Here is a 24,496-nt window from a genome sequence, read left to right as displayed (position 1 = left end):
TTGTTAAGTACAGAAGCCGTTTTCATGCTTAGTTTTAATGATTATTCTCCCGTTGAATACTGCTTAATTCGCTAAAAATTTAATTTAAATATAATTTCGTCCTAATAAGGACAGATTATCTTGATACCAAAATTAATATCTTTGGCAGATGAATTGGGATCAGATCGTTGGCCAGCAAACGCTCAAAACCATGCTTGCTAAAAGCATTTCGGACAACCGTGTCAGCCATGCGCAGTTTTTTGTCGGCGCATATGGATATGGTACATTAGCACTCGCACTGGCTTTTGCCAGACAGATTTTCGCCCGCGAAAATGAAGGGTCAGCGCCTAAAGTGGAGCATCTCAACCACCTTGACCTGCATTTCTCATTTCCGGTGTTCAAAGAGAAATCGAGTGGTTTGTCCTCGCATTTCGCAGACGAATTCCGGGAACTTGTGCTCGAAAATCCATACGCTGACAATGCCGACTGGAGCAATATTCTACAGTCGGAAAACAAACAGCTGACCATTTATGCTGAAGAAATCGATGCCCAAAATCAAAGATTTTCATTAAAAAGCTACGAAGGCGGCAGCAAGGTGCTGATAATATGGCAGGCCGACAAAATGAATATTTGGGCGGCCAATAAGTTTCTGAAATTTCTGGAGGAACCGCCGAAAGATACCGTCATCATCCTCACAGCTGAAAGCATCGATAATGTTCTGCCGACGATCCTGTCCCGTACGCAACTGGTAGAAATCCCGCGGATTGATGATGCAGAAATCGACGCAGCACTCCAAAAACATTTTGATATCTCCGAAGAAAAGCGTCGGGAAATTGTTTTTCAAGCGCAGGGAGATTGGAATGTCGCGCAAAAACTCGTCTCGGCTGAAGATGTAAACTCTGAATTCCAGAATCTCTTCGTATTGTGGGTACGCGAAGCATTTCAGGTCAAGAAAAAACCGCAATACCTCAAGAACATTGTTATTTGGGCACGTAATATTGCCAGCTGGAACCGGGAAAAACAGAAAAATTTCCTGGAGTACTGCGCCGATAGTTTCCGGCTTGCGTTGCTACAGAATTACGGAAATGCAGACTTAGTATACCGGAAAATAGTAACGGATGGCTTTAAATGGGATGGTTTCGCACGTTACATTCACGGAGCTAATATTGAAGTAATTTTAAACGAAATTTCCGAGGCCGATTATCACTTGGAAAGAAACGCAAATCCAAAAATCGTGTGGACGGATCTTGGCATAAAGCTCTCGCGCTATATACACAAAAGTGCGTAGGGCAGGACTAAATAAAATTAAAGCCGGAAAAATTCCGGCTTTAAATAAATAAAAAAGTTGAGGAATAAATTCCTCAACTCCCCTTGAAAACATTACTCCCAATCCGGCATTTCTGCATCGGGGAATAAAGCTGTTCGTGTAATATCTTGCAAGGTTACTTTCATAATATTCTTCACTGAAATGCCGTCATTGGAAGTGTTGGTAAAGATCACCTCGGCATTGTTGGGTGAAAATCTGGGATCCAGGTCATTTGTACCGTCCGGCTTTTCGCTCGCGACCGACACGTCGGTGACATCTCCTGTCTGCATATTGTAAATGAAAATATGCGTATTGAGCTGACGGTAATTATTGTCCTGATGCCCGCTGATATCGTACGTATAGAGCAAGAGATTACCATCAACCGAAAAGTTAAGACCTCCGGCGGCGCCGTTTACGTTTTCAAGCACCGTTTTTATCACGTTTCCAAGCATATCAATCACGATTATTTTGGCATTGTATCCGTTTGGATCGTTTGTTTTCAGTGCAATCATACTACCATCATAGCTCCAGTCACATTCAGAAATAAAACTTCCGTCAGGCGTCGTGTACACAAGTTCAAGGCCGCTGCCGTCTTTGTTAATTCTGTAAAGTTTAGTAAAACTCGGGTATAGAAGTTCCTTGCCATTGGTACTCCAGGAGAAGTCGAGCTCAGCATTATTGAAACCTCCAACAGGAATCGTTGTGACCTGGAATGCTTGTGAACCGTCTGGTTTGGCAGTAAAAATATGTGTGCTACCGCCGGTAGTTCTCAGAAATGCGAGCTGCTGTGCATTCTGGCTTAAACGTGGACGCCAACTGTTTGCAGGAAGTGCCGTGAAATTAAAGTTGCTGCCGGCTTCGTTGCTTGAGACGATGTAATAATTTCCATTAGACTTTTTTACATAGTGAAATCTGTTATTGGGAACCGAATTGGTCTTAAACCGAAATACCGGACTGTTTACGGCGGGATTTACGCCATCGCTTACGCTGACCTGCCAATAATAGGTTACTCCAAACTTCAGATTTTCAAGGAAATAATGTTTCTCCGTTAAATCTTTGATTTCAATGACATTCTGGTCGAAATCATTCTTTACCGTCAACGTATATTTTAATACATCCAGCGAGTCCGGATCTGTAGCGCTCCACGACAGGTCGACTGACAACGGTTGGTCCACCGCATTGTCAGTCGGGCTAAGCAAAACCGGTGCTGATGGTGGAGAGTTCAATGAATCGTCATCACTCATTTCCAAAACAACAGACACATTTTGCCCTCCATTTTTAATACTGATTCCCTGCAAAGTCGTTACATAGCCTGATAGTTCCGCTCTTAAAGAGTATTCGCCAACAGGTATTTCTGCGATTTCAAAACTACCGTCATCTTTGGTAAAAACAGTTTGCGTAGATGGTGCGGTATAGATTTTTACATTTTTCAAAGGTTGATTAGTTCCTTTTTTGATTACGGTTCCTTTTACAGTTCCTGTCTGCACTTTGCTCACGAGCTCCTCACTGCAGGAGGTGAGCGAAAATAAAATAACGAAGGCAGTGAATATATTGAGTAGATTTTTCATGTTTTTAATTATTAGCTTTTTTAGAACCGAAATAATAATTCACACCGATGCCAATCCGTACACCCTGGTCTTTTTGTGAGCCGTTCACGAATCCATCCCAGTCATCGGTAAAACCGAAATCATACTGACTCGAAAGACGCAGCGCGAGATTTTGATTAAGCAAATATTCAAGTCCGCCGCCCACCTGGGCTTTGTAACGAGGCTTGTCTGGAAGAAAAAAAGTTCCGGCACCAGCGTAAACAAAAGGACTCAGCTTAACTTTTGGAACCATTAGATACTCCAAATTCAGTTCAGAAACGAAAACATTTCTCTTTATGATGTCCGTATTTTCAATCGTTACATTGCTGACGTTAATTTCAGCGTTGATGAACTCGGAAAGAAAATACTTCAGTCCGACTTTTCCGCCAATATTCATTTTAGCATCTACATAATCACCTTTGATTGTGAAAGCCTCAAGATTCCCAAAAGCCGCCCACTTTCCGCGATTACTCTGTAGAAACTTGTTTCCAACAATCCTTTGGTCGTTCACTTTTTCCTCCGTGCGGTAATTGGCAACTATTTTATCGAAATCGGTCGGATTAGCGAGCTTATTAGCCCATAAATTATCACGCACACCTTCGACAATAAGGGAATGAACAGCCTTTTCTATTGCCTCAGTCACTGCAAGATGTACGGGCTCATTTTGGGTAATACCTATATCCGATTCCAAAAGTCTTTCCGTATCTACAAACCGGAAAAAATTTCCGTTAATGCTTGTCGACAGGATGGTTTTAGACGTATAAACGGTCTTCAAAATTTCGCCGGACGAGGTTGACACCGCCCGTAAGTAAACCGTAATCCTGTCCTGCCTGTATTGGGCACCGGCTCCGAGTCCAAAATAACGCGCCCCGATCCCGCCGGTCATCACATTGGTGTCATACGAGATCACACCGCCTTCGAGTATAATACCCGCAAATAGAAGTGGTGGCAATAGGGCTGCCTCATTGGCGTCATTCCCTGCATATTCCTTTCGGGTACTGCGGATGATTTGCCTTTCATTGAGGAGATTACCTATGTTTTCGCGCTCGATTGGCGTAAACCAGCGGCTGTCTTCTAGTGCTTTGAGTAAAATAGGCGTCGTTCCCTGGGGAATGGCCGTGCTCCAGCTCGCGCCAGTTTCCGAGGCTTTGTATTGCCCGGTTTGATCGCGGAATTTGTATACACCAACCACGATTTTTTCCTTTGGTGCAGGAAGATTTTTAATTTCGGGCGTGTAAGGTGTTACTTCACCGAGTGTTGATTTCTCGCCGGTAGCAGGTAAATTAAAGAGGGTGCAACTGGTAAGAAAAATTAATGGTGTTAAAAGTGCAATTTTGGTTAGCTTGTTTGTTTTCATGGGGATATTTTCAAGGGGTTGAATAATTTTAGCCGCCGCCCGGTATGACGATTTCAGACTGTTCGCCGGTGTCCGTGTTCAGAATAGTAATGAGCAGACCCTGACCGGTTTGGGTGACCTCCAGAAATATGGAGCCAAATACGTACGTTCCGGGCTGCAGTTCTCCGTCACCGAACTGATCGCCGAACAGCTTTCGGGATAATTCCGATAAAATCTGACGGTTTAAGTTTTCCGTAAAACTGTCAAGAGAGCTAGTTCTGCCGAGCGTAGAGCGCGAACTATTATCAAACTGATTTTGCGCGGTAGCAGAACTTAGCAACCATTGATAATTAAAAGTATCACCTCCAAAAGCGGGGTTGATTGGCTTGTAAACCAGTTGCTGAGCAAAAATGTAAAATGGCGCACAGAGAAGTGCTATTAAAATATATTTTTTCATGAACTTAATATTTAAACTGATTATTACGTACGCTGCTTTTGGCATTGTAATCCTCCAGGATAGCGAGTGTACGTGTGACTTCTTCAGCTATTGCCTCATCATCGGCCCGCGGCACAAATACGTAAACCAGCTGATCGTCATACATCACGGTAACACGCGTACTGCGGCCAAATCCCGGCAATTCGGCTACCGTTACTGTACCCTGGAATTTTTTCGGCAGTTGATTATACTTCATAAAAAAGGCATCATAAAACTGTTGTCCTATTCGGGTTTTCGTTTCATCGATCATTAATCCGGAAAGTTCAAGCTTGTTTTCAGGTATGAAACTTATTTCTTTAGCGAACTGTGCACCATTGATCTCCAGACTGTCTTTAGACAACAAGGCATCCGTCTCTTCATCTTTTACAAAGAGATAAATCTTAAGTCCGTCGTTCTTGCGGAGATTAAAATTAGTTTCTGCAAGGGTTTTGGTTTCGTTCGGATTAATTGAGAATTTACCGCTTTGTTTATTGCTGGAACTTCCTGATTGTCCTTTTTTCACAGAAACCATGATGTAATTTAAGCTGTGATAAGTATCTGAGGTACTTATAGCTGCTGCTCTTATTTGTAAAGAGCCTTCTTTTTGTTCGGTTATGATTTTTGCGGTAACGCCGTGCTGCGACTGAGCAGAACTTTTGGCGACCACAAAAAATAATCCCAGAATCGTGGCGAGAGTTTTCATTTTCAAGGGGTGGGGTTATTTTAATAATTCTTCATAAAAATATTGGTATCGTTAGCATTGATATTGATTTTCATTCCATCAGATATACTGTTACTTCCCAGAATCTCGACATAATTTCCAGAGCCAATAATATTAATCTCCGCATTGCCGCGATGATTGTTGGTATTATAGAGATATGTAGTATTATTATCTCCGGTCTGGCTAAGTGCTATATAGCTTGATGCGAGGTCTGTAACTTCCATAAGATTATTATTTCCGACCTGAAGCATCACAGTGGCTGAAGCGGGATCCGCTGCCAATAAAGAAGCCTGTGTTCTTTCATAATAATCCAATACATTATTGCTTGTAATTACTTGAGCATTTGAAATAACGCAGAGCAGTACTGCGGCAAGCGTAATCAGATTTCTCATAACTGGTTTTTAGAAAAATACAGGAGAAACCGAAATTCCTCCTGTATTTGTAGAATAGTGAGATGACTAGTTTGACTGATTCACTGTCATAGTGTTATTATTTCCGAAAACAGTACCCCAATGTATGTGGCCATTTCCAGTTTGATTTATTTGACCAGTGTTATCATTACCGATTTGCCAGTCGTCAGCTAGGTTGCCATTACCAATTTGGAACTGTTCCAAGAAGTTACCATTTCCATTTTGCAAAGCTCTGCTGATGTTATCATTGCCCCACTGATGAGAATCTCCCCAGTTACCGTTACCATTTTGCGTATTCGTTGCATAGTTATCATCTCCACCTTGATCCTGGTGGATATAGTTGCTGTCACCGTTCTGCATAGCTATACCCTCATTGGAATCACCAACTTGTTTTTGGAACGATTGGTTAGCGTCACCTAGCTGAGTAATGGAAAATCTGTTTCCATCTCCCAGCTGATCCTGCCACGCATAGTTATAGTCACCAGCCTGAATACCCACAACTACGTTACTGTTACCCTCCTGACGCTGGATTAATGTATTGTCGAAACCATTCTGATTTGCCGTACCAATGTTGTTATTTCCGTACTGATTAGTAGCGTTACTGTTAGATTCACCTACTTGGTCAACATCAATAGCATTCATGTCACCTTCACTACGGGCCTGATTAACGTTGATTTGCCCAGTTTGGTCAATGGTTGCAGTGTTAGTGTCACCCACCTGATAAAGGTTGTTGTTGTTCTGTAACCCCGACTGGTTTACGGTAGCTGTGTTGCCGTTTCCTTGTTGCCAAGTCCAGTCATAATTCGATTGAGCGTAAGTTAAACTTACTGCAGTTAGTGCGAGTGCACTTGTAAATAATTTTTTCATGGTTAAAAAATTTTGGTTAGTTTGTGTTCCAAAAGTAGCATCATTAGGACATATAGCGCCTCCCAGCAAGCAGGGAAATTTTGAAAATCATTAGAAACTATTAGAAGGGTGATTTAAACACCCTCACTTATTTTCAATTTCACAGTAACTGATACTGTAAAATAAAAAAACTTGGAAACTTTATTTGTTTTTAAGTTTTCTATCGTATCTTTGCGCCCAATTATGGATGACAAACAAAATTTTTTAGTCAAAGCGGCAGACCTGTTTATTGAAAACGGCGCCAAAACTGTGACGATGGATGATGTGGCCAATGCATTTGGAATCTCCAAAAAAACGCTTTATCAGATGTTTCGCAATAAAGAAGAATTGCTCGAAGAAATTCTTCGATACCATCTGGACCTTGTTATTTCAAGGTTGAAACAGCTGGACCTGAGCGTAGACAATGCTATAGAGCGAATGGTCTGCAGGGATGAAGAGATTGAACGCATTTCACATTCAAACAAAACAATCCTCATAAAGCAACTGATGAAATATTATCCGGCAATATTTAATAAGCATATGCTCAATTTTTCGGAAAAGTTTTCGGAAGTGTTGGTTCAAAATATTGAGAAAGGCCGAAGACAGGGCTTTTACCGGGATGATTTCGATGCAGTAGTATATTCTAAAATTTTCTTTCAGCTTGTGATGTCTTATGACAATTCACCTTATATCGATACCAGCACACTGGATCGCGAACATTATAAGGACGAGCTGATGATGATGTATATGCACGCTATCACTACTGAAAAAGGAAAAGAAACAATTAAAAAAATAAAAAATAATAAATGAAAAAGTTCGCATTTAGTCTGCTGTTTATTGGCGGCTTAATTTTCGGGCAGGAAGCGAAGATGCTTACTTTACCCGAAGCTATTTCCTATGCGCTGCAAAATAAAGCAGATGCCGAAAAGGCGCGCCTGGACATCAGAAGAGGTGACGCTCAAATCGCTGAGGTAAAATCCAGCGCATATCCTAACATCTCTTTCGGAAGCAATACCACTTTCAACCCGCTTCTGCAGGAAAGCGTGTTGCCGGGAGAAATTTTCGGAGCACCGGGCCAGCAGGTCAAAGTTGCTTTTGGCCAAAAATATACCTCAAGCAACATGTTACAGCTAACACAGGTGCTGTTCAACCAGTCGGTTTTTACAGGTTTAAAGGCTGCGAAAACTACACGGGAATTCTACATTATCAATGCTGAACTTACCGAAGAGCAGATTATTGAACGTGTGGCAAATGCTTATTTTCAGGTTTATCAGAGCGAGCAAATGCTTGCAAATGCCGAAAACAATCTGAAAATCACCAATGAAACGGGGAAAATCATTAAAGGTCTTTTTGACGCTGGACTCGCGAGAAAAATCGATTTCGACCGTACAGAAGTAGCTAAAAACAACATCACTTCATCAAAACAACAGCTTGAGAATGCCGTTGAAATCAGCGAAAATGCGTTGAAGTTTATGATAGGGATGCCGATGCAGCAGGAAATTGATCTGCCTGCACAGACCTTTGACCCCTCCATTTTACCAGACAGCGATCCCGGAAGTTTCGATGAAAGAACCGAACTTCGCCTTGCCAATAAGCAAATCGAGTTGCTTGAATGGCAGAAAAAAGCCAGCGAAGCCGAATATTACCCCACTGTAGCGTTATCGGCCAATTACGGCTTCCTAGGTCAGGGAAATAAGTTCCCCTGGTGGAACGGCGAGAAAAACGGTGTTTTTTGGTCTGATGTCGCATCAATTGGACTTAATATCAGCGTCCCAATATTCAATGGTTTTGCTACAAAATCTAGAATTGAACTCAACCAAATTGAAATTGAAAAAGCACAGGCTGATCTTCGCGAAGCAAAATTAGGTCTCGAGATGGAACACAAAAATGCGGTTACACTTCTCGAGAATAATATGACGACCATCAATATGCAACTTTCAAATGTTAAGCTAGCGGAAGAAGTTTTGGCAAACACAAGGTCCAATTACCAGTACGGACTTGCAACCTTAAATGAAATTCTGGATGCAGAACGCGCTGTTACCGATGCTAAAAATAATCTTACACGCGCACAGCTCGATTACAAACTGGCTGAAATAGACCTCTTAAAATCTCAGGGAAAACTAAAAACATTAAAAGAAATAAATTAAAAAAATGAAAAAAAGAACTTTAATAACAATATTGGCCATCATTGCCGTGGCAGTGGGGTTTTTCCTCATCCTCCAGAATAATAAGAAGAAAAATGAGGAACAGGTGGCTATCGTTGCTGAGAAAAACACGAACGTTGCGGTACGTACGGCGCCAGTGACAAGAGAGGAAATAAGTGGCGAGTTTGCAGTGAACGGTACATTTTTGCCAAACAGACAGAGCCAGATATCTGCAGAAATCGGTGGACAGCTTGTTGCACTTTATGTAAAAGAAGGTAGCTATGTGCGCGCCGGCCAAAGCATCGGACGTCTGGGCGGTGAAAAACTCAATGTAAATGTGAGCAACTCCCAGGCAAATTTAGCACAGGCTCAGTCCGCATTAAGCCGTTATGAAGCTGCTTACAAAACCGGAGGTGTAACTGCACTGCAGCTGGATCAGGCGAGACTTCAGGTACAGAATGCGCGTGCTCAGGTGCAGTCTGCCAGATTGCAATCGGGTGACACAAACGTAATCTCGAAAATAAGTGGCATCGTAAACCAAAAAATGGTAGAAGTCGGTGCTGTAGTAGGACCTGGTACACCAATCGTGGAAATAGTAGATATCTCTTCGGTTAAGTTAAAAGTAGATGTTGACCAGGCGCTCGTGAGCCAACTTTCTGTTGGTAACACTGTAAAAGTAAAACCAGACGTTATCGAAGGTGATATCGACGGAAGGATAACTTTCATCGCGCCGTCTGCTTCCGGAGCGCTTAAATTTCCGGTTGAAATCACCGTTCCGAACAGCTTCAATAAACTTAAGGCCGGGATGTACGGTACTGCAACATTCAACCAGTCAGGCGCAGCCAACGTACTTACGGTACCGCGGGACGCATTTGTAGGAAGTGTAAGTGACAACAAAGTTTTCGTAGTAAGGAATAATGTAGCCTATCTCACGCAGGTACAAACCGGAATGAACTATGGCGAGAAAGTAGAAATCACGGGCGGCTTAAAAGAAGGAGACTTGGTAGTGACCAGCGGTCAGATAAACCTGGCAGACAAAACGAAAGTCCAAATCTTAAAGTAAGCCGATTAAAAGAATAACATGAAATTAGCAGAAATATCGATAAAAAGACCCAGTGTGGTGATCGTGATGCTTGCATTACTGATCATTGGCGGGCTCTTCAGTTATACCCAGCTCAATTATGAGCTGATCCCAAAATTCGAGGTTAAAGTAGTAACCGTTTCTACCATCTATCCGGGTGCATCGCCATCAGAGGTAGAAAGTACAGTTTCAAGAAAAATTGAGGATGCAATTTCCTCGCTCGAAGGAATTAAGAAAATCCAGTCGAAATCATACGAAAGCCTGTCGGTAGTGATCATTCAGTTTAATAATGACGCTGATGTAGATTTTGCCTTAAATGAAGCTCAGCGGAAAATCAACGCTGTACGGTCAGAACTTCCGGAAGACATCGAAGAACCTTCGCTCTCACAGTTCTCACTTTCAGATTTACCGATTGTGAGTATGGGCGTGACCGCGAATTTGACGCAAAGCGAACTTTACGACCTTATGGACCAGAAGATTCAGCCTGAATTTTCGAGACTTCAGGGCGTCGCTCAAGTGAACATTGTAGGTGGACAAGAGCGTGAAATCCGTGTAAACTTAGATTTAAATAAACTGGAAGGTTACGGACTTACGATTCCGCAAGTTCAACAGATTATCTCCACTTCAAACCTTGACTTCCCCACAGGAAGTTTGAAAACCCGCGAAAACAGTACGCTTATCCGTCTTTCGGGTAAGATCCAGACTGTGGATGAACTAAGAAATCTTACCATCTCATCCGCAAACGGACAGAATATCCGGCTTTCAGACGTTGCAGAAGTACAGGATACCCAAAAGGAAACAGACAAGATTGCACGTGTTAACCAGCAAAGCACAATTTTGCTACAAGTTCAGAAGCAAACTGATGCGAACGCGGTGGAAGTGAGTGAGCTTGTACAGAAAAAGATCGAGCAGATGCAGACGCAATACAAAAGCCAAGGACTGGTGATTGATGTTGCTAATGACACATCACTCTTTACCCTTGAAGCTGCGAACTCGGTGATCAAGGATTTATTCATTGCCGTAGGTCTTGTGGCATTTGTGATGTTGTTCTTCCTGCACAGTTTCCGTAATGCACTTATTGTGATGGTAGCGATTCCAACATCGCTTGTAGCCACATTTATTGGTTTAAGTTTGCTTGATTATTCATTGAACTTAATGAGTTTACTCGGACTTTCCCTGGTCGTAGGTATTCTGGTGGATGACGCGATTGTAGTAATCGAAAACATTCACCGTCACATGGAAATGGGTAAGAACAAGGTGCGCGCGGCGTACGACGGAGCATCAGAGATTGGATTTACCGTTACCGCGATCACGCTGGTAATTGTGGTGGTATTCCTCCCAATTGCGATCAGCAGCGGTTTGGTATCAGATATTATCCGTCAGTTCTGTGTTACTGTGATTATTGCGACCATGCTATCGCTTCTGGTATCATTTACCGTGGTTCCGTGGTTGTATTCACGTTACGGGAAACTCGATCTGATCAGTAAAGATTCACTATTTGGTAAAGTGATCTATAAATTTGAGGACGGACTTTCGCGTTTCACCGTATTTATTACAAATATCCTTAAATGGAGTCTTCACCACAAAATCAAGACATTCGCAATCACTTTTGCACTCTTTGTTTCAGCGATTTTAATGGTAGCATTCGGGTATATTGGTTCAGATTTCTTTCCGGGAACTGATAAAGGTGAATTCTTAGTTCAGATCGAAATGCCGAAAGATGTTTCCATCGAGCAAACCAACTTTACCACCCAAAAAGCTGAAGCTTTCCTAAATAAAAGACCGGAAATCGAAAGAATGATCACCACGGTTGGCCAGGCGAGTACCGGTATGGGTGGTGCGCAGGCAACCAGCTATCAGTCGGAGATAAGTGTAAAACTCATTCCCAAGTCTGAGCGTGGCGAAAGTTCAAAAGTTTACGCCGCAAAAATGAAACGCGAGCTTGAAAAAGAACTGGTAGGTGCTAAGATTACTACCGTTCCTATCGGTTTCATGGGTGCAGAACAGGCACCGCTTCAGATGACAGTAGTGGGACCTACGCTTGAGGATGTGATGGCTTATGCAAAACAGGCTGAAGCGCAACTGAAAACTATCGATGGTGCTTCTGAAGTGAAGCTTTCGGTAGAAGCCGGAAATCCAGAAATCGCTGTTACGGTAGACCGTGACAAGATGTCGTCACTCGGATTGAGTGTTGCACAGGTGGGACAAACACTTCGTACGGCATTTAGCGGTAATGACAGCAATAAATTCAGAACCGGAAACAATGAATATGACATCAACATCATTCTTGATGAAGGTTACCGAAAAAGCATCGATGACGTGAAAAACATCACGTTCAAGAATAATGATGGAATGACCATCCAGCTATCGCAGTTTGCAACGATTTCGAACTCATCGGGGCCGGCGCTACTTGAACGATATGACCGCTCACCTTCAGTTACCGTACAGTCTCAGGTGGTTGGTAAAACTACCGGAACTATCGCTGCGGAATGGGAAACTAAAATGGAGAAGGTACAGAAACCCGCAGGCGTGAGCTGGATCTGGGGTGGAAATATGGAAAACCAGAGCGAAGGTTTCGGAACTTTGGGAGTTGCGCTACTTGCAGCGATTATGCTGGTTTACATGATTATGGTTGTGCTTTACAACGACTTTGTGAAACCTTTTATCGTACTTTTCTCAATTCCGTTATCATTTATTGGGGCGCTTTGGGCATTGGCATTAACAAACCAGAGTTTGAACATTTTTACAATTCTTGGGGTGATCATGTTGATTGGTTTGGTTGCGAAAAACGCGATTCTACTGGTTGACTTTACCAACCACAGGATGGATAAAGGTGAAACGATTGAAAATGCACTTATCCAGGCGAACCACGCCAGATTACGTCCGATTTTGATGACCACGATCGCGATGGTATTCGGTATGTTGCCGATTGCGCTTGCATCGGGTGCTGCGGCGGAAATGAACAACGGACTGGCGATTGTAATTATCGGTGGTTTGCTTTCTTCGCTGTTCCTTACGCTGATCATTGTTCCGGTTGTATATTACATCGTGGTAAAACTGGAAAACCGTTTCTCAAATCATGAAAAAACGGATTATGCACAGGAGATGAAAGCTGATTACGAGCACATCGATCCTGAACATGAACTTGACTTTTAATATTTAATTATTAAAACTAATAGCCGCCCCAATTTATTGAGGCGGCTATTTTATTTAATGTTTCTAAGTTTATTTAGATAAATATTTAATATTATTAAATCGGCTGCGCGGAATTAATTTTTCGCTGCGTAAGTTTCATAAACCTTCTTACCAGCAACAATGCCGAAACAGTGAGGCCCAGACCTAAACCAATCCACATCCCGAATGCACCCATCTTGAAAGGAACACATAGGAAATAACCAAGTGGAATCGCTATCAGCCAATACGCAACAAAAGTAATGATGGAAGGGATTTTCACGTCCTGAATACCACGAAGACTGCCCAGCGCCACTACCTGAATGCCGTCTGAAAGCTGGAACAAGGCCGCGATGATCAATAGTTTGGCTGCGAGCTGAATCACGTCAACATCTTCTGCGCGCGTGAAAAACGTCGGCAAAATGTGTCGGCCAAAGATGAATACCAACCCACAAAAAAGCATAAATAAGAAAACGATCTTTATATTATTGATTCCGATCCGCTGAAGTCCTACAAAATCACGTTCACCTAATTTCCGGCCGATAAGAACTGTGGAAGCCACACTAAAACCGATGCAAAGATTAAAAGTAAATGAAGCCATGGAAAGGGCAATCTGATGCGACGCAATGTCTCTGGCAGAAACAAGTCCACAAATAAATGCCGCACCCGCAAACGCGGTCACTTCGAAAAACATTTGCAAAGCCGTCGGGAAACCGATTTTCAGCATTTTGCGGAACATTTCCTTTGAAAATTCGGCAACTTTAAGCGAAAAATCCTTGATGTAGCGGCGTGTTTTTTCTTCTTTTACCAATACATAATAGAGAAAGACCACCATAAAAATTCGCGCAATCAGCGTCGCCAGCGCTGATCCCTGCACACCCATTGCCGGCAAACCAAACATTCCTTTAATGAAAACATAGTTTAAGGCTACATTGATAACATTCGCAATGATGGTCGCTTTAGTTACACCGATTGTATAGGAAAGTCCTTCCGAGACTTCGCGGAGCGTTTGAAATGCCATAAAAGGCAGAATGCTGACCGTCATGATGCTCAAAAATGCCACCGTATCCGGGATGATTTCCTTTGGCTGATCCATATGGTAGAGTAGTGGCATAGCAAGAAAAAGCAGCAACATCAATATAATACCGATTCCCATATTGATTACGAAACCATGCCGGAAAACAGAGTCAATTATTTTATGCTTTCGCTGAGAATGCGCTTCCGAAACCAGCGGCGGAATGGCGAAGGAAAATCCCAATGCAAAGACAAAAATGGAGAAGAATACCGCATTTCCGAGTGAAACCGATGCCAACGCCTGCGCACCAAGCAGCTTTCCAACAATGATGTTATCAAAAAGATTTACTGAAACCTGGCCGACCTGTGTGATCATCACGGGCAATGCGAGCGCGAGGCTGGCCCGCGTGTAGTCTCTGTTAAGAAATGCCATAAAAAAAATTTGCAGCAAAAATACTGCAAACTTTATCGTTCTGATCAAATTGACCTCTCTTTTATTTTCTTACGAAACTTGCCACGTCTGTTTCACTTATCGGGTTCGACCCTAAAATTATCAGACGCTCTACCACGTTTCTTAACTCACGGATGTTTCCTGTCCAGCTAAAACCTTCAAGTGCCTTGATCGCATTCTCATCAAAAGTCTTCAGCGCAGTGCCGTGTTCATCAGAAATAACCTTTGAAAAATGTTCAACCAAAAGTTTAATGTCTTCTTTGCGCTCATCCAATGGCGGTACATAAATTTCAATAACTGAAAGTCTGTGATACAAATCCTCACGGAATTTCCCTGCTTCGATCTCTTTCTGCATGTTTTTGTTCGTGGCAGCAATCACTCGTACATCTACTTTCACTTCCTTATCACTGCCAACAGGTGAAACCTTGCTTTCCTGCAGCGCGCGGAGCACTTTAGCCTGTGCCACTAATGACATATCCCCAATTTCATCAAGGAAGATGGTACCGTTTGTCGCAAGTTCAAATTTACCCTGCTTATCTTTGATAGCACCCGTAAAACTGCCTTTTACGTGCCCAAACAATTCAGATTCAATAAGTTCTGAAGGAATAGCCGCACAATTCACCTCAATCATCGGACCTTTGCTGCGGTCACTCTGCGCGTGAATTGCATGCGCAACCAACTCTTTTCCGGCTCCGTTGGGTCCCGTAATAAGTACACGGGCATCGCTCGTAGCTACTTTTTCGATCATCTCCTGAATTTTTTTAAGCGCAGGAGACGAGCCAATCATCTGATATTTCTTATTTACTTTTTTCTTTAATGTGCTGTTCTCTACATTGAGCACCTGATTGTGCTTTACAAGATTCCGCTTGTCCAGTGCATTTCGAACGCTGGTTATCAATCTGTTAATATCAATTGGCTTCGAAATAAAATCATAAGCACCATCTTTCAGGCACGCCACCGCGGTGTCTATATCTCCATGGCCGGAAATCATGACGAAGGTAAGATCTGGTTTAACCTGTAGAGCCTGCTTCAGAAATTCTGTCCCGGAAACTTTCGGCATTTTGATATCAGAAATCACCAGGGCAAAATCATCTTTCTCCACTTGTTTCAAGCCATCCAAGCCATCTTCCGCACTGACGAATTCGTAATCTGGCAACTCGTCGGAAAGGATGCTCTGCAAAACACTGGAGATCGCTTTATCATCTTCTACAATTAAGATTTTCTGCATTATATATATTTAAGGATTCTTTAAATTATGGTATTAAAATTTGCTGAAAATTCATCAACAATCGTACCCAAAAGCACTTAGCGGACATATTGTCGTGGGCCGAAAATACCGGACCCAATGCGTACCGACGTAGCTCCGCACTCAATAGCCAGGCCGTAATCACCACTCATTCCCATTGAAAGTGTATTCAGTTTTTTCTTGGCCGAGAATTCATCAAACAGAGCTTTTAAGATTTTAAATTCACTTTTGATTTGTTCTTCATCCTCCGTAAAGGTAGCCATCCCCATGAGTCCATCGATGATTACATTTTCATACTGCGAATCCACATAATTTTCAAATAACTCGCGCGCTTCGTCCGGCGTAAGTCCGAATTTTGTATCTTCCCGCGCAATTTTCACTTGTAGCAAGACATTAATCTTGCGCCCAACACGGCCGGCCTGGCGGTTGACTTCAGTGAGGATTTTTTCTGAGTCAATGCTTTCAATGGTGTCAATAAACGCAGCGATTTGCTTGACCTTGTTAGTCTGCAGGTTTCCGATAAGATGCCACTTAATGTCTTTAGGCAGCTGCGCGTGCTTTTCGAGCAGTTCCTGCACTCTGTTTTCGCCAAAAGTGCGGTGGCCGGCGCCGTATAATATATGCACCGATTCAGCCGGGTAGGTTTTGGTTACCGCTACCAACTGCACGTGAGGCGGCAGCTCACGGACGATTTGCTTAAAATTTTCTAATATGTGATTATTGGGCTCCATTTTGTAGATCAATGCCTGATTATTACTTTAAGAGTGAAATATAATGATAAAATATCTTCAGAGCAAATGTAATCATAGGATGTTGTTTCGGGTGATTTCACGTAAGGTCTGGTAATTTTAAACTATATATTTGTAGCATAAGTGTTTTTTCTTCCACAAAGAATCTCGCTTAATTTAAATGTAATGCTCGATCCTAACATATTTATAAGATGCATACAGCGAGAGATATATCAGGTGCAATAGGAGTGGGCGTACTTGTCATAACACTTTTAACGCTGCTTTACAAACATAGAAATGCAGGTCGCGCGAAATGGTACTACATCTCCGCTGTATTTGTCCTGACCGTCGTGGAGGCTTATAATACTTTTCAGCGCAGCATTGATCCCGATCATAATTCCTCGCCCGTGTACATTATTGGTTTGGATCTTATTGTTTTTGCACTGCTGCTTCTGTACTTTCATAAGTTGCTTGCAGTCCGGCTTTGTCGCCAAATAAGCACAGGGATATTTGTGCTTTTTTTTACTCAATATATCCTCGGAGCCATACTGATTGACGATTTTTTCCAGCAAGTCCCTTTCATCACTTATTTTATGGGTGTATTTTGCCTGGCGGTCAGCATTGTTCTGGTTCTGTCAGAAACATTTAACTCAAAAAAGATATTTGCACTTCAAAATTATTTTCCTTTTTGGGCTTGTATCAGTACTTTAATTATCTTTATAGGTGCATTACCTTTGATATTTGCTCGGTATTACGCTGGACTTAGCGCCAATCTTTTCTATACAACGCTTTTTTTGGTGCATGTTTTGGGTCAGATAGCAACCATTATCGGCATTTTCAAAGCTAAAACCGACGAATAACGTATGCAACTGCAACTTTCTTCCACTGATATAATTGTGATACTTTGCAGCATCATTATTCTTATTGTATTGCTGATTCTTATTGTAATTTACGGCGTTTTCATCAAGAAAAAATCCGAACTTTTGCTTATCCACCAACAGAAAGAAGCTATCTTTGAGCAGGAACTGGCGCGCTCGCAGGTTGAACTGCAGAACCAGACTTTAAAATATATCGGACAGGAACTGCATGATGATTTGGGCCAGAAACTTTCGGTAGCACGCCTTATGACAAGCAAACTGAAACATGCCGATCCAGCAGACCTAAGGATTGTAGAGGAAATCAATCTCATACTTGGCGAAAGCTTGCAGGATATCCGGAATATTTCGAAATCATTTATTACGCCGGCGGCGGATGTGGGGGACTTTGTGGAATCGCTTGAGAAAGAGGTTTTCCGCATCAAGAGATTGTCCCTTTTAGAAGTAGATTACCGGATCAACAGGCATCATCTGCCTATCAATGCGGACCATGGTCTTATTTTGTTTCGGATCATCCAGGAGTGTATTACCAATGTGATCAAGCATTCACGCTCGAAAAGTATCCAGATTATAGTGGAAGACAGACCAAAGCAAACTAAATTTGTGATAAGCGACAAAGGGATTGGGTTTAAGACCGCGCGGAATTTCGAAGGAATCGGTTTGAAGAACATGATTAACCGCGCTAAGATCATCAACGCTGAATTTAAAATCAGCTCTGAAGAAAACCAGGGTACGGCAGTGACAATAATTTATAAAAAACTATGATGGAACCTATAAAAATTGCGATTGTAGACGATCACAAACTGGTCTCGAAAGCACTTGAAAACATGATTTCCTATAATCCGAACTTTGATGTGATTATGAACAGTCCGAACGGGCAGGATTTTATAGAAAAACTCCGCGCAACGCAGGACTTTCCGGATGTGGTACTCATGGATATCAACATGCCGATAAAGAACGGGATAGAAACTACCGCAGACCTCACGCGTGAATTCCCCCAGCTGAAAGTAATCGCGCTTACAATGGAGGATCATGAAGGAACGATCATAAAAATGCTGAAAGCCGGTGCCAAGGGCTATTTGCTTAAAGATATGTCACCGGATATTCTTTTTGATGCGATCGATATTGTACACAAAAAAGGTATTTTCTACACCGATCTCGTAACACAAAGTCTTCTGAAAATTAAAACGGAAGAAAAATTCATGGACAGTCTCAATGAAACTTTGAAAGACCGTGAACTGGAATTCATAAAGTTGGCTTGCTCAGAGCTTACCTACCGTGAGATCGCAGATAAAATGTTTGTAAGTCCTAGAACGATAGATGGTTACCGCGATTCGGTTTTTGTAAAACTCAATGTAAAATCACGTGTAGGGATCGTTCTTTTTGCAATAAAACACAATCTTTTTTGAAATAGGGTGTTTTCACGCTATCTCTGTTATTTGTTTAGTAGTATTTTTGAGGCGTCAAACACAAGACACAAATGATGAAAAAAAGAACCGGTTTGTTAGGAATCGGTTTTTTTGTTTTTATAGCTTAAAGTTTCGTTCTTAATATTTGTTTCAGCATCCTCATCCCTTCGGTAGCCGAAGTCTTAAAGAAATTTTCCCTGTTTGTAAATTTGTTTTCAAGTTGAGGATCAACAACAAACACTATGCCACTACTTGGCACATATTCCACAAGCCCTGCAGCAGGATAAACCTGCATCGAAGTACCGATAATCAGGAAATAATCGGCTTCCGAAACAACTTTTACGGCGTGTTCCAGCTCTGAAACCACCTCGCCAAACCATACAATATGCGGGCGCAACTGTATTCCGCGATTATCAGTGTCGCCAACATTTAAATCATTTTCCCATTTCACTATATCGTTTTCAGAATCTACAGGCCGAACCTTTTTCAACTCACCGTGGAGATGGATCACATTTTTGGAGCCGGCGCGTTCATGTAGATCATCAACGTTTTGGGTGATTATATGTACATCAAGATCCTGCTGGAGTTCAGCCAGGATGAGATGTGCGGCATTAGGTTTCACTTCCCGGAGTTGACGGCGCCGTGCGTTATAAAAATTTAAAACCAATTCAGGATCGCGCGCGAAACCTTCCGGACTTGCAACATCCTCAATGCGGTAATTTTCCCACAAACCATTGGAATCGCGGAATGTAGAAATACCACTTTCGGCCGAAATTCCCGCACCTGACAATACGACTAACTTCTTTTTTTGTGAATTTTTTAAATTGTTGCTCATCCAAGACTAAATTATTAAAAAGATTTAAAGAAGAATTGTTTAAATGAACTCTTTACAGGCTGTAACGGAATCAACCCCACACATAATAACTATTTTTACATCTTTTAAGAATATATGGAAACAAATAATACAAATTATTCCTTTAGAAAAGCGGAAATGGCGGACGCTGCAAAGGTTTGGGAAATCATTGCTCAGGCAATCGAAAGACGGCGCCGTGACGGCAGTACGCAGTGGCAGGACGGTTATCCAAACCCAACTTCCATTCAAAATGACATTGCAGACGGCTGGGGTTATGTAATTGAAATCGGCAGCGAAATTGCAGCATATTGCGCCCTGATATTTGATATGGAGCCGGCGTACGAAAAGATCGAGGGCAAATGGCATTCTGATGGTCCTTATGCGGTTCTTCACCGAATGGCTGTGTCAGACGCTTTTGCAGGGCAGGGGCTGGCGAAGGCTATCTTCAGGGAAGCGGAGAAAACGGTGTTACAAAGCGGTATTAAGACCATAAAAGTTGATACAAACTTCGACAATGTCGCTATGCTCTCTATTTTAAAGAGTTTAGGATATCAATACCGAGGCGAAGTATATTTCCGTGGCAGTGCCCGGAAAGCATTTGAAAAAACGCTCATGGAATAAATCATGGGTCGGAAACGAGCCAATTCCGGCACATTTTAGCTAAATTTGTACTTCAAAAATCTAATCTGATATGTCTAAAAAAGCCATCTTAGCCATTCTTGACGGCTGGGGACTCGGAACGGTTCCTGAGGTTTCCGCCATCGCGCAGGCTAATACACCATTTATCGATTCTTGTTACCAGAACTTCCCCAATACTACGCTTGAAGCCAGCGGCACTGCTGTGGGTCTGCCATTCGGGCAGATGGGTAATTCCGAAGTTGGGCATATGAATTTAGGTGCTGGCCGCGTCGTTTATCAAAATTTGGTAAAGCTTAATATGGCGGTTGAAAATGCAACTTTAGGCAAACAGAATGAGATCACCAAGGCTTTTGAATACGCTGCATTAAATAAAAAAAACGTCCATTTCATCGGCTTGGTTTCCGATGGCGGTGTACATTCCCACATCAATCATCTTAAAGGTTTACTTACTGCCGCACATGAGTATGGTCTTGAAAATGTCTTTGTACATGCTTTCACAGACGGGCGGGATTGTGATCCGCATTCCGGCAAAGGTTTTATTGAAAATCTTTTAGAGCACATGGCGCAAACAACCGGAAAGCTCGCCAGTGTTATCGGACGTTACTACGCAATGGACCGTGACCGCCGTTGGGACCGCGTAAAACTCGCCTATGACCTAATGGTTCGCGGAATTGGAGAGCGGACGCGTGATGTGATCGGCACATTAAATAATTGCTACGCAGATGGAATTACAGACGAATTCTTACGCCCCATCCTGTGCATGAAAGACGGTAACCTGCCCGTGGCACGCATCCAGAATGAAGATGTGGTGTTTTGTTTCAATTTCCGTACAGACCGCGGCCGCGAAATCACAGAGGTGTTATCGCAGAATGAACTGCCCGAATTCGGTATGAGTCCGCTGAATCTTTATTACGTCACGATGACAAACTATGATAAAGATTTTAAAAATGTAAAGGTTGTCTTTGACGAGGATGTGCTACAGAATACTTTAGGCGAAGTACTGGAACGTAACGGCAAGACGCAGATCCGCGTGGCCGAAACCGAAAAATACCCTCACGTGACATTCTTTTTTTCCGGCGGACGTGAAGCCGAATTCATGGGCGAACGCCGACTTCTTTGTCCCAGCCCGAAAGATGTCCCGACCTACGATTTCAAGCCAGAAATGTCAGCCTACGACATCACGGCGAAGATCCTTCCTGAGATTGAAAATGAGACGGCTGATTTTATCTGCCTGAATTTCGCAAATACCGATATGGTAGGACATACCGGCGTTTTTTCCGCTGCCGTGCAGGCTGCAGAGGTTGTAGACCATTGTATCAGCCAGGTGGCTTCTGCCGCCTATGAACATGGGTATACGGTTTTCATTCTGGCGGATCATGGCAATTCAGATGTCATGAAAAACGCGGATGGCAGCCCGAACACACAGCATTCAACCAATTTGGTTCCACTGATCGTGATGGATAAAGAAAAAACGTGGAATCTTAAGCCTGGTAAACTCGGCGACATCGCGCCGTCCATTCTTACCGTCATGAATCTTGAAATTCCCGAACAGATGACCGGCGAAGTTTTGGTAAGCTAATCGCATGATATTTAGGGCAATTAGGTAATTTTCTTTATACTAATGTTGGCTGTTTGTGCTTAAAATTATAATTTAGGTACAAATAATACAACTTGAGATCAAAAATTTATATTTTCTTGATGATTCTGGTCGCATCTGCATTTGCGGCGGAAAACCCCCGGGACACCATCGCCGAAAATTTAAAAAGATCTAAAAGTAATTCCGAAAAACTTTCGCTGTATAAAAAATATGCGGAATTTTTTGAAACTAAAGACTTTGACCGCAGTATAAAACTGTCGATCGAGGGCCGTAAACTTGCCAAAAAAACCAATAACCAAACGCTGGAGGCCGAATTCCTGCGACATCTGGGCAACGCTTACTATTTTTCGGGCAAATTAGACAGCGCAGGAGGTTATTATTTCAGTGCGCTAAACATCCTCAAAACTCAAAAAGACCGGCGTAAGCTCGCCGAACTTTACAATAATCTCGGGCGTTTTTACCGCAAAACCAGCGACTATCAGCGGGCGCTGAAAAACTATGATGAAGCACTCCATATTTATACACAACTTAATGATTTAGAAGGGATTGCCACAGTTTATAATGAAAGTGGCGTGGTGTACGAATATTTAGAGCAACATCATGAAGCCATAAACCGTTACCAGAAATCACTGGAGATACAAAGGAAACGCAGTGATCTTGTGGGTCAGGGATATTCTTTAGAATTTATCGGCGGCAATTATATTTTGCAGAAGAAATTCGAATTGGCGGAAAAATTTTTGCTTGCAGCGATAAACCTCCGTGAGCAGACAAAGGATGAATTTGCGCTGGCCATGAGCTATAATGTTCTTGGGAAGTTGTATCAGGAGCAGGATCGCTACAGCGAATCTGAGGTTTATTTTCTTAAAAGTAACGCCATTTCCCGCCGGCTTGATTATCTTGATTTACTGAAAAACAACTATCAAAACCTCGCTAAAATCTATCGTCTGCAGGGCAAAAACGATGCAGCATATGAAAACCTCGAAAATTTCAGAATCATAAACGACAGTATTTTCACGCTTGGAAAGGCGGAGCAGATCGAGGAACTTTCGGTAAAATATGAAACCGCCGAAAAAGACCGTCAGCTTTTAGCCGAAAAGTCAAAGGTTTTCAAACGTAATGTCCTGGTATTCTCGCTTCTTGGCGTGTTACTGCTCGGCTTTTTCTATTATCAGAATTACCGTGCACGTCAGAAAGTTCAGTTGCAGCGGGTTGTCCTACATCAGCAGGAACTTGCCGCAAACGCCGTACTGCAGGCCGAAGACAACGAAAGGAAACGAATGGCGACGCAGCTTCACGATGGTATCGGCCAGTTGCTTTCTGCCGCAAACATGAACATAAGCATGTTTAATGACTTTAAAAATGACGAAAATAAATTCACCGCAGTTCTTCACAAAACGCAATCTATTCTCGGGGACGCAATTTCGGACGTTCGCACACTTTCACACCAAATCATGCCAAATATGCTCATCAGAAACAGTCTGCCCGATGCCTTGCGTGATCTGGTAGCCAAAACCAGTTCGGCTAGTTTAAATATTCAACTCCAGATCAATAATCTTCGGAAGGATCTTAATCAGTCACTTCAGGTCGTGATTTTCAGGGTGGTACAGGAATGCCTGAACAATACAATCAAACATGCGCAGGCATCGGAAGTGCAAATTAAAATTCAACAGGACAAGGGCTTTGTAGAGATTTTCTATGGTGATAACGGGATTGGTTTTGATGTCGATGAGGCCATTGCAGCCGGTGGTTTGGGCGTCGAAAATATAAAATCACGTATAGAAATGCTTAAAGGAACGTATGTTCTGAAAAGCGAGAAAGATCGCGGAACCACAGTCGAAATGAAAATCCCATGCTGATGGAGAATACTGTAAACATAGTAATCATCGACGATCATAATATCATTATTGAAGGTATTGAACTGATGCTGGGTTTCGAAAAAGATATCGCTATCAAGAAAACCTATAATGACGCCAATCTTTTCATTGATGACCTGCGAAACAGGAAAGTAGAGTCTGAAATAGTGTTGATGGACCTCGTGATGCCTGCTATCAACGGTCTCGAAGCATCCAAAATTCTGAAAAAGGAGTTTCCACATCTAAAAATCATCATACTTTCGATGAACTATGAGGCGAAAATCATTTATGAACTAATCGAAAAAACGGGTGTGGAGGGATATCTTTCGAAAAAAATCTCCCGCAGCGAACTGGTTTCGGCCATTCAATACGTTCGGAAAGGCTACACGCATCTGTCACCTGAGGCTGCGGAAATGCTGGATAGCTTCCGAAAAAAGATTGTGGATTATCCCGCAGTGAAACTTTCGGACCGTGAAAAACAGATTGTGAAAATGATGTTCGCAGGCGACTCGAATAAAGAAATTGCCGCAAAACTCTTCATAAGCCTGAGTACTGTAGAAACCCACCGGAAAAACATCTACCGGAAAACCGACGTAAACAGTTTGCCTAAACTGATGCAAATTGTAACCGACCTGCAACTTTTGGATGATCTTCATTAACGGAAGATTTGAATTCGATTTTAATTGTCACGAAATTTCAGCGATAAACTTCGGGTCAATAAATAAACTTCGTGCACC

Annotated in this window: 22 protein-coding genes; 12 read left to right on the top strand and 10 right to left on the bottom strand. The window is 42.4% G+C overall.

The annotated features are described in order from the left end of the window. Positions 1 to 148: 148 nt before the first annotated feature. Complete coding sequence (locus QEP06_RS01690) at positions 149 to 1,267, top strand: DNA polymerase III subunit (protein WP_285268796.1); 1,119 nt, start codon at positions 149 to 151, stop codon at positions 1,265 to 1,267. 92 nt (positions 1,268 to 1,359) lie between these two features. Here the strand turns inward: QEP06_RS01690 and QEP06_RS01685 are convergent, their stop codons facing one another. The 6 genes from QEP06_RS01685 to QEP06_RS01660 all read right to left on the bottom strand — a co-directional run bounded on the left by QEP06_RS01685 (position 1,360) and on the right by QEP06_RS01660 (position 6,680). Then, complete coding sequence (locus QEP06_RS01685) at positions 1,360 to 2,853, bottom strand: carboxypeptidase-like regulatory domain-containing protein (protein WP_285268795.1); 1,494 nt, start codon at positions 2,851 to 2,853, stop codon at positions 1,360 to 1,362. Between the two features lie 4 nt (positions 2,854 to 2,857). Next, positions 2,858 to 4,228, bottom strand: a complete 1,371-nt coding sequence (locus QEP06_RS01680) for a CsgG/HfaB family protein (RefSeq protein WP_285268794.1) — start codon at positions 4,226 to 4,228, stop codon at positions 2,858 to 2,860. 28 nt (positions 4,229 to 4,256) lie between these two features. Then, positions 4,257 to 4,664: a curli production assembly/transport component CsgF gene (locus QEP06_RS01675; protein WP_251833382.1), complete on the bottom strand. Its 408-nt coding sequence runs from the start codon at positions 4,662 to 4,664 to the stop codon at positions 4,257 to 4,259. A 4-nt stretch (positions 4,665 to 4,668) separates the two neighbouring features. Next, positions 4,669 to 5,385, bottom strand: a complete 717-nt coding sequence (gene csgH / locus QEP06_RS01670; protein ID WP_285268793.1) for a curli-like amyloid fiber formation chaperone CsgH — start codon at positions 5,383 to 5,385, stop codon at positions 4,669 to 4,671. Positions 5,386 to 5,405: 20 nt separating this feature from the next. Next, on the bottom strand, positions 5,406 to 5,795 hold the full coding sequence (locus QEP06_RS01665) for a hypothetical protein (protein ID WP_285268792.1): 390 nt from the start codon (positions 5,793 to 5,795) through the stop codon (positions 5,406 to 5,408). Between the two features lie 66 nt (positions 5,796 to 5,861). Then, positions 5,862 to 6,680 (bottom strand): hypothetical protein, encoded by an 819-nt coding sequence (locus QEP06_RS01660; protein WP_285268791.1) that lies wholly within the window; start codon positions 6,678 to 6,680, stop codon positions 5,862 to 5,864. Between the two features lie 222 nt (positions 6,681 to 6,902). Here QEP06_RS01660 and QEP06_RS01655 point away from each other — a divergent pair, with 222 nt between their 5' ends. From QEP06_RS01655 to QEP06_RS01640, 4 genes are read left to right on the top strand one after another with little or no spacing between them, the layout of a single operon-like run. Beyond that, entirely contained in the window at positions 6,903 to 7,508 is a 606-nt protein-coding gene (locus QEP06_RS01655) for a TetR/AcrR family transcriptional regulator (RefSeq protein ID WP_285268790.1), read from the top strand. Beyond that, entirely contained in the window at positions 7,505 to 8,845 is a 1,341-nt protein-coding gene (locus QEP06_RS01650; RefSeq protein WP_285268789.1) for a TolC family protein, read from the top strand. The genes QEP06_RS01655 and QEP06_RS01650 overlap by 4 nt, the downstream gene beginning before the upstream one ends. 4 nt (positions 8,846 to 8,849) lie before the next feature. After that, positions 8,850 to 9,905, top strand: coding sequence for an efflux RND transporter periplasmic adaptor subunit (locus QEP06_RS01645; RefSeq protein WP_285268788.1), 1,056 nt, complete (start codon positions 8,850 to 8,852; stop codon positions 9,903 to 9,905). Positions 9,906 to 9,923: 18 nt separating this feature from the next. Then, positions 9,924 to 13,079: an efflux RND transporter permease subunit gene (locus QEP06_RS01640; RefSeq protein WP_285268787.1), complete on the top strand. Its 3,156-nt coding sequence runs from the start codon at positions 9,924 to 9,926 to the stop codon at positions 13,077 to 13,079. Between the two features lie 94 nt (positions 13,080 to 13,173). Here the strand turns inward: QEP06_RS01640 and QEP06_RS01635 are convergent, their stop codons facing one another. From QEP06_RS01635 to QEP06_RS01625, 3 genes are all read right to left on the bottom strand, one after another. Then, a complete protein-coding gene (locus QEP06_RS01635) occupies positions 13,174 to 14,541 on the bottom strand; it encodes an MATE family efflux transporter (RefSeq protein WP_285268786.1) in 1,368 nt (455 codons plus the stop codon). Between the two features lie 61 nt (positions 14,542 to 14,602). After that, the gene (locus QEP06_RS01630) at positions 14,603 to 15,787 is read right to left on the bottom strand and encodes a sigma-54-dependent transcriptional regulator (RefSeq protein WP_251833391.1); all 1,185 of its coding nucleotides are present in this window, start codon (positions 15,785 to 15,787) and stop codon (positions 14,603 to 14,605) included. A gap of 77 nt (positions 15,788 to 15,864) precedes the next feature. Continuing rightward, positions 15,865 to 16,536, bottom strand: coding sequence for a YggS family pyridoxal phosphate-dependent enzyme (locus QEP06_RS01625; protein ID WP_285268785.1), 672 nt, complete (start codon positions 16,534 to 16,536; stop codon positions 15,865 to 15,867). Positions 16,537 to 16,745: 209 nt separating this feature from the next. Here QEP06_RS01625 and QEP06_RS01620 point away from each other — a divergent pair, with 209 nt between their 5' ends. From QEP06_RS01620 to QEP06_RS01610, 3 genes are read left to right on the top strand one after another with little or no spacing between them, the layout of a single operon-like run. Then, positions 16,746 to 17,393: a hypothetical protein gene (locus tag QEP06_RS01620; protein ID WP_285268784.1), complete on the top strand. Its 648-nt coding sequence runs from the start codon at positions 16,746 to 16,748 to the stop codon at positions 17,391 to 17,393. A 3-nt stretch (positions 17,394 to 17,396) separates the two neighbouring features. Beyond that, the gene (locus QEP06_RS01615) at positions 17,397 to 18,173 is read left to right on the top strand and encodes a sensor histidine kinase (RefSeq protein ID WP_285268783.1); all 777 of its coding nucleotides are present in this window, start codon (positions 17,397 to 17,399) and stop codon (positions 18,171 to 18,173) included. Next, complete coding sequence (locus QEP06_RS01610) at positions 18,170 to 18,817, top strand: response regulator transcription factor (RefSeq protein ID WP_251833395.1); 648 nt, start codon at positions 18,170 to 18,172, stop codon at positions 18,815 to 18,817. The genes QEP06_RS01615 and QEP06_RS01610 overlap by 4 nt, the downstream gene beginning before the upstream one ends. Before the next feature lie 124 nt (positions 18,818 to 18,941). Here the strand turns inward: QEP06_RS01610 and QEP06_RS01605 are convergent, their stop codons facing one another. After that, a complete protein-coding gene (locus tag QEP06_RS01605) occupies positions 18,942 to 19,652 on the bottom strand; it encodes an SIR2 family NAD-dependent protein deacylase (protein WP_285268782.1) in 711 nt (236 codons plus the stop codon). 114 nt (positions 19,653 to 19,766) lie between these two features. Here QEP06_RS01605 and QEP06_RS01600 point away from each other — a divergent pair, with 114 nt between their 5' ends. The 4 genes from QEP06_RS01600 (at position 19,767) to QEP06_RS01585 (ending at position 24,418) form a co-directional block, all read left to right on the top strand. Next, entirely contained in the window at positions 19,767 to 20,291 is a 525-nt protein-coding gene (locus QEP06_RS01600; protein WP_285268781.1) for a GNAT family N-acetyltransferase, read from the top strand. Positions 20,292 to 20,361: 70 nt separating this feature from the next. Continuing rightward, positions 20,362 to 21,888: a 2,3-bisphosphoglycerate-independent phosphoglycerate mutase gene (gene gpmI, locus QEP06_RS01595; protein WP_285268780.1), complete on the top strand. Its 1,527-nt coding sequence runs from the start codon at positions 20,362 to 20,364 to the stop codon at positions 21,886 to 21,888. Between the two features lie 119 nt (positions 21,889 to 22,007). Further along, a complete protein-coding gene (locus QEP06_RS01590) occupies positions 22,008 to 23,762 on the top strand; it encodes a tetratricopeptide repeat-containing sensor histidine kinase (protein WP_285268779.1) in 1,755 nt (584 codons plus the stop codon). Continuing rightward, positions 23,762 to 24,418, top strand: coding sequence for a response regulator (locus QEP06_RS01585; protein WP_285268778.1), 657 nt, complete (start codon positions 23,762 to 23,764; stop codon positions 24,416 to 24,418). The genes QEP06_RS01590 and QEP06_RS01585 overlap by 1 nt, the downstream gene beginning before the upstream one ends. Positions 24,419 to 24,496: the final 78 nt, after the last annotated feature.

This window comes from Kaistella rhinocerotis, assembly GCF_030243905.1.
Classification (GTDB): domain Bacteria; phylum Bacteroidota; class Bacteroidia; order Flavobacteriales; family Weeksellaceae; genus Kaistella; species Kaistella rhinocerotis.
Note: the sequence above shows the minus strand (reverse complement) of the source record. Positions and strands in the feature narration are given on the sequence as shown.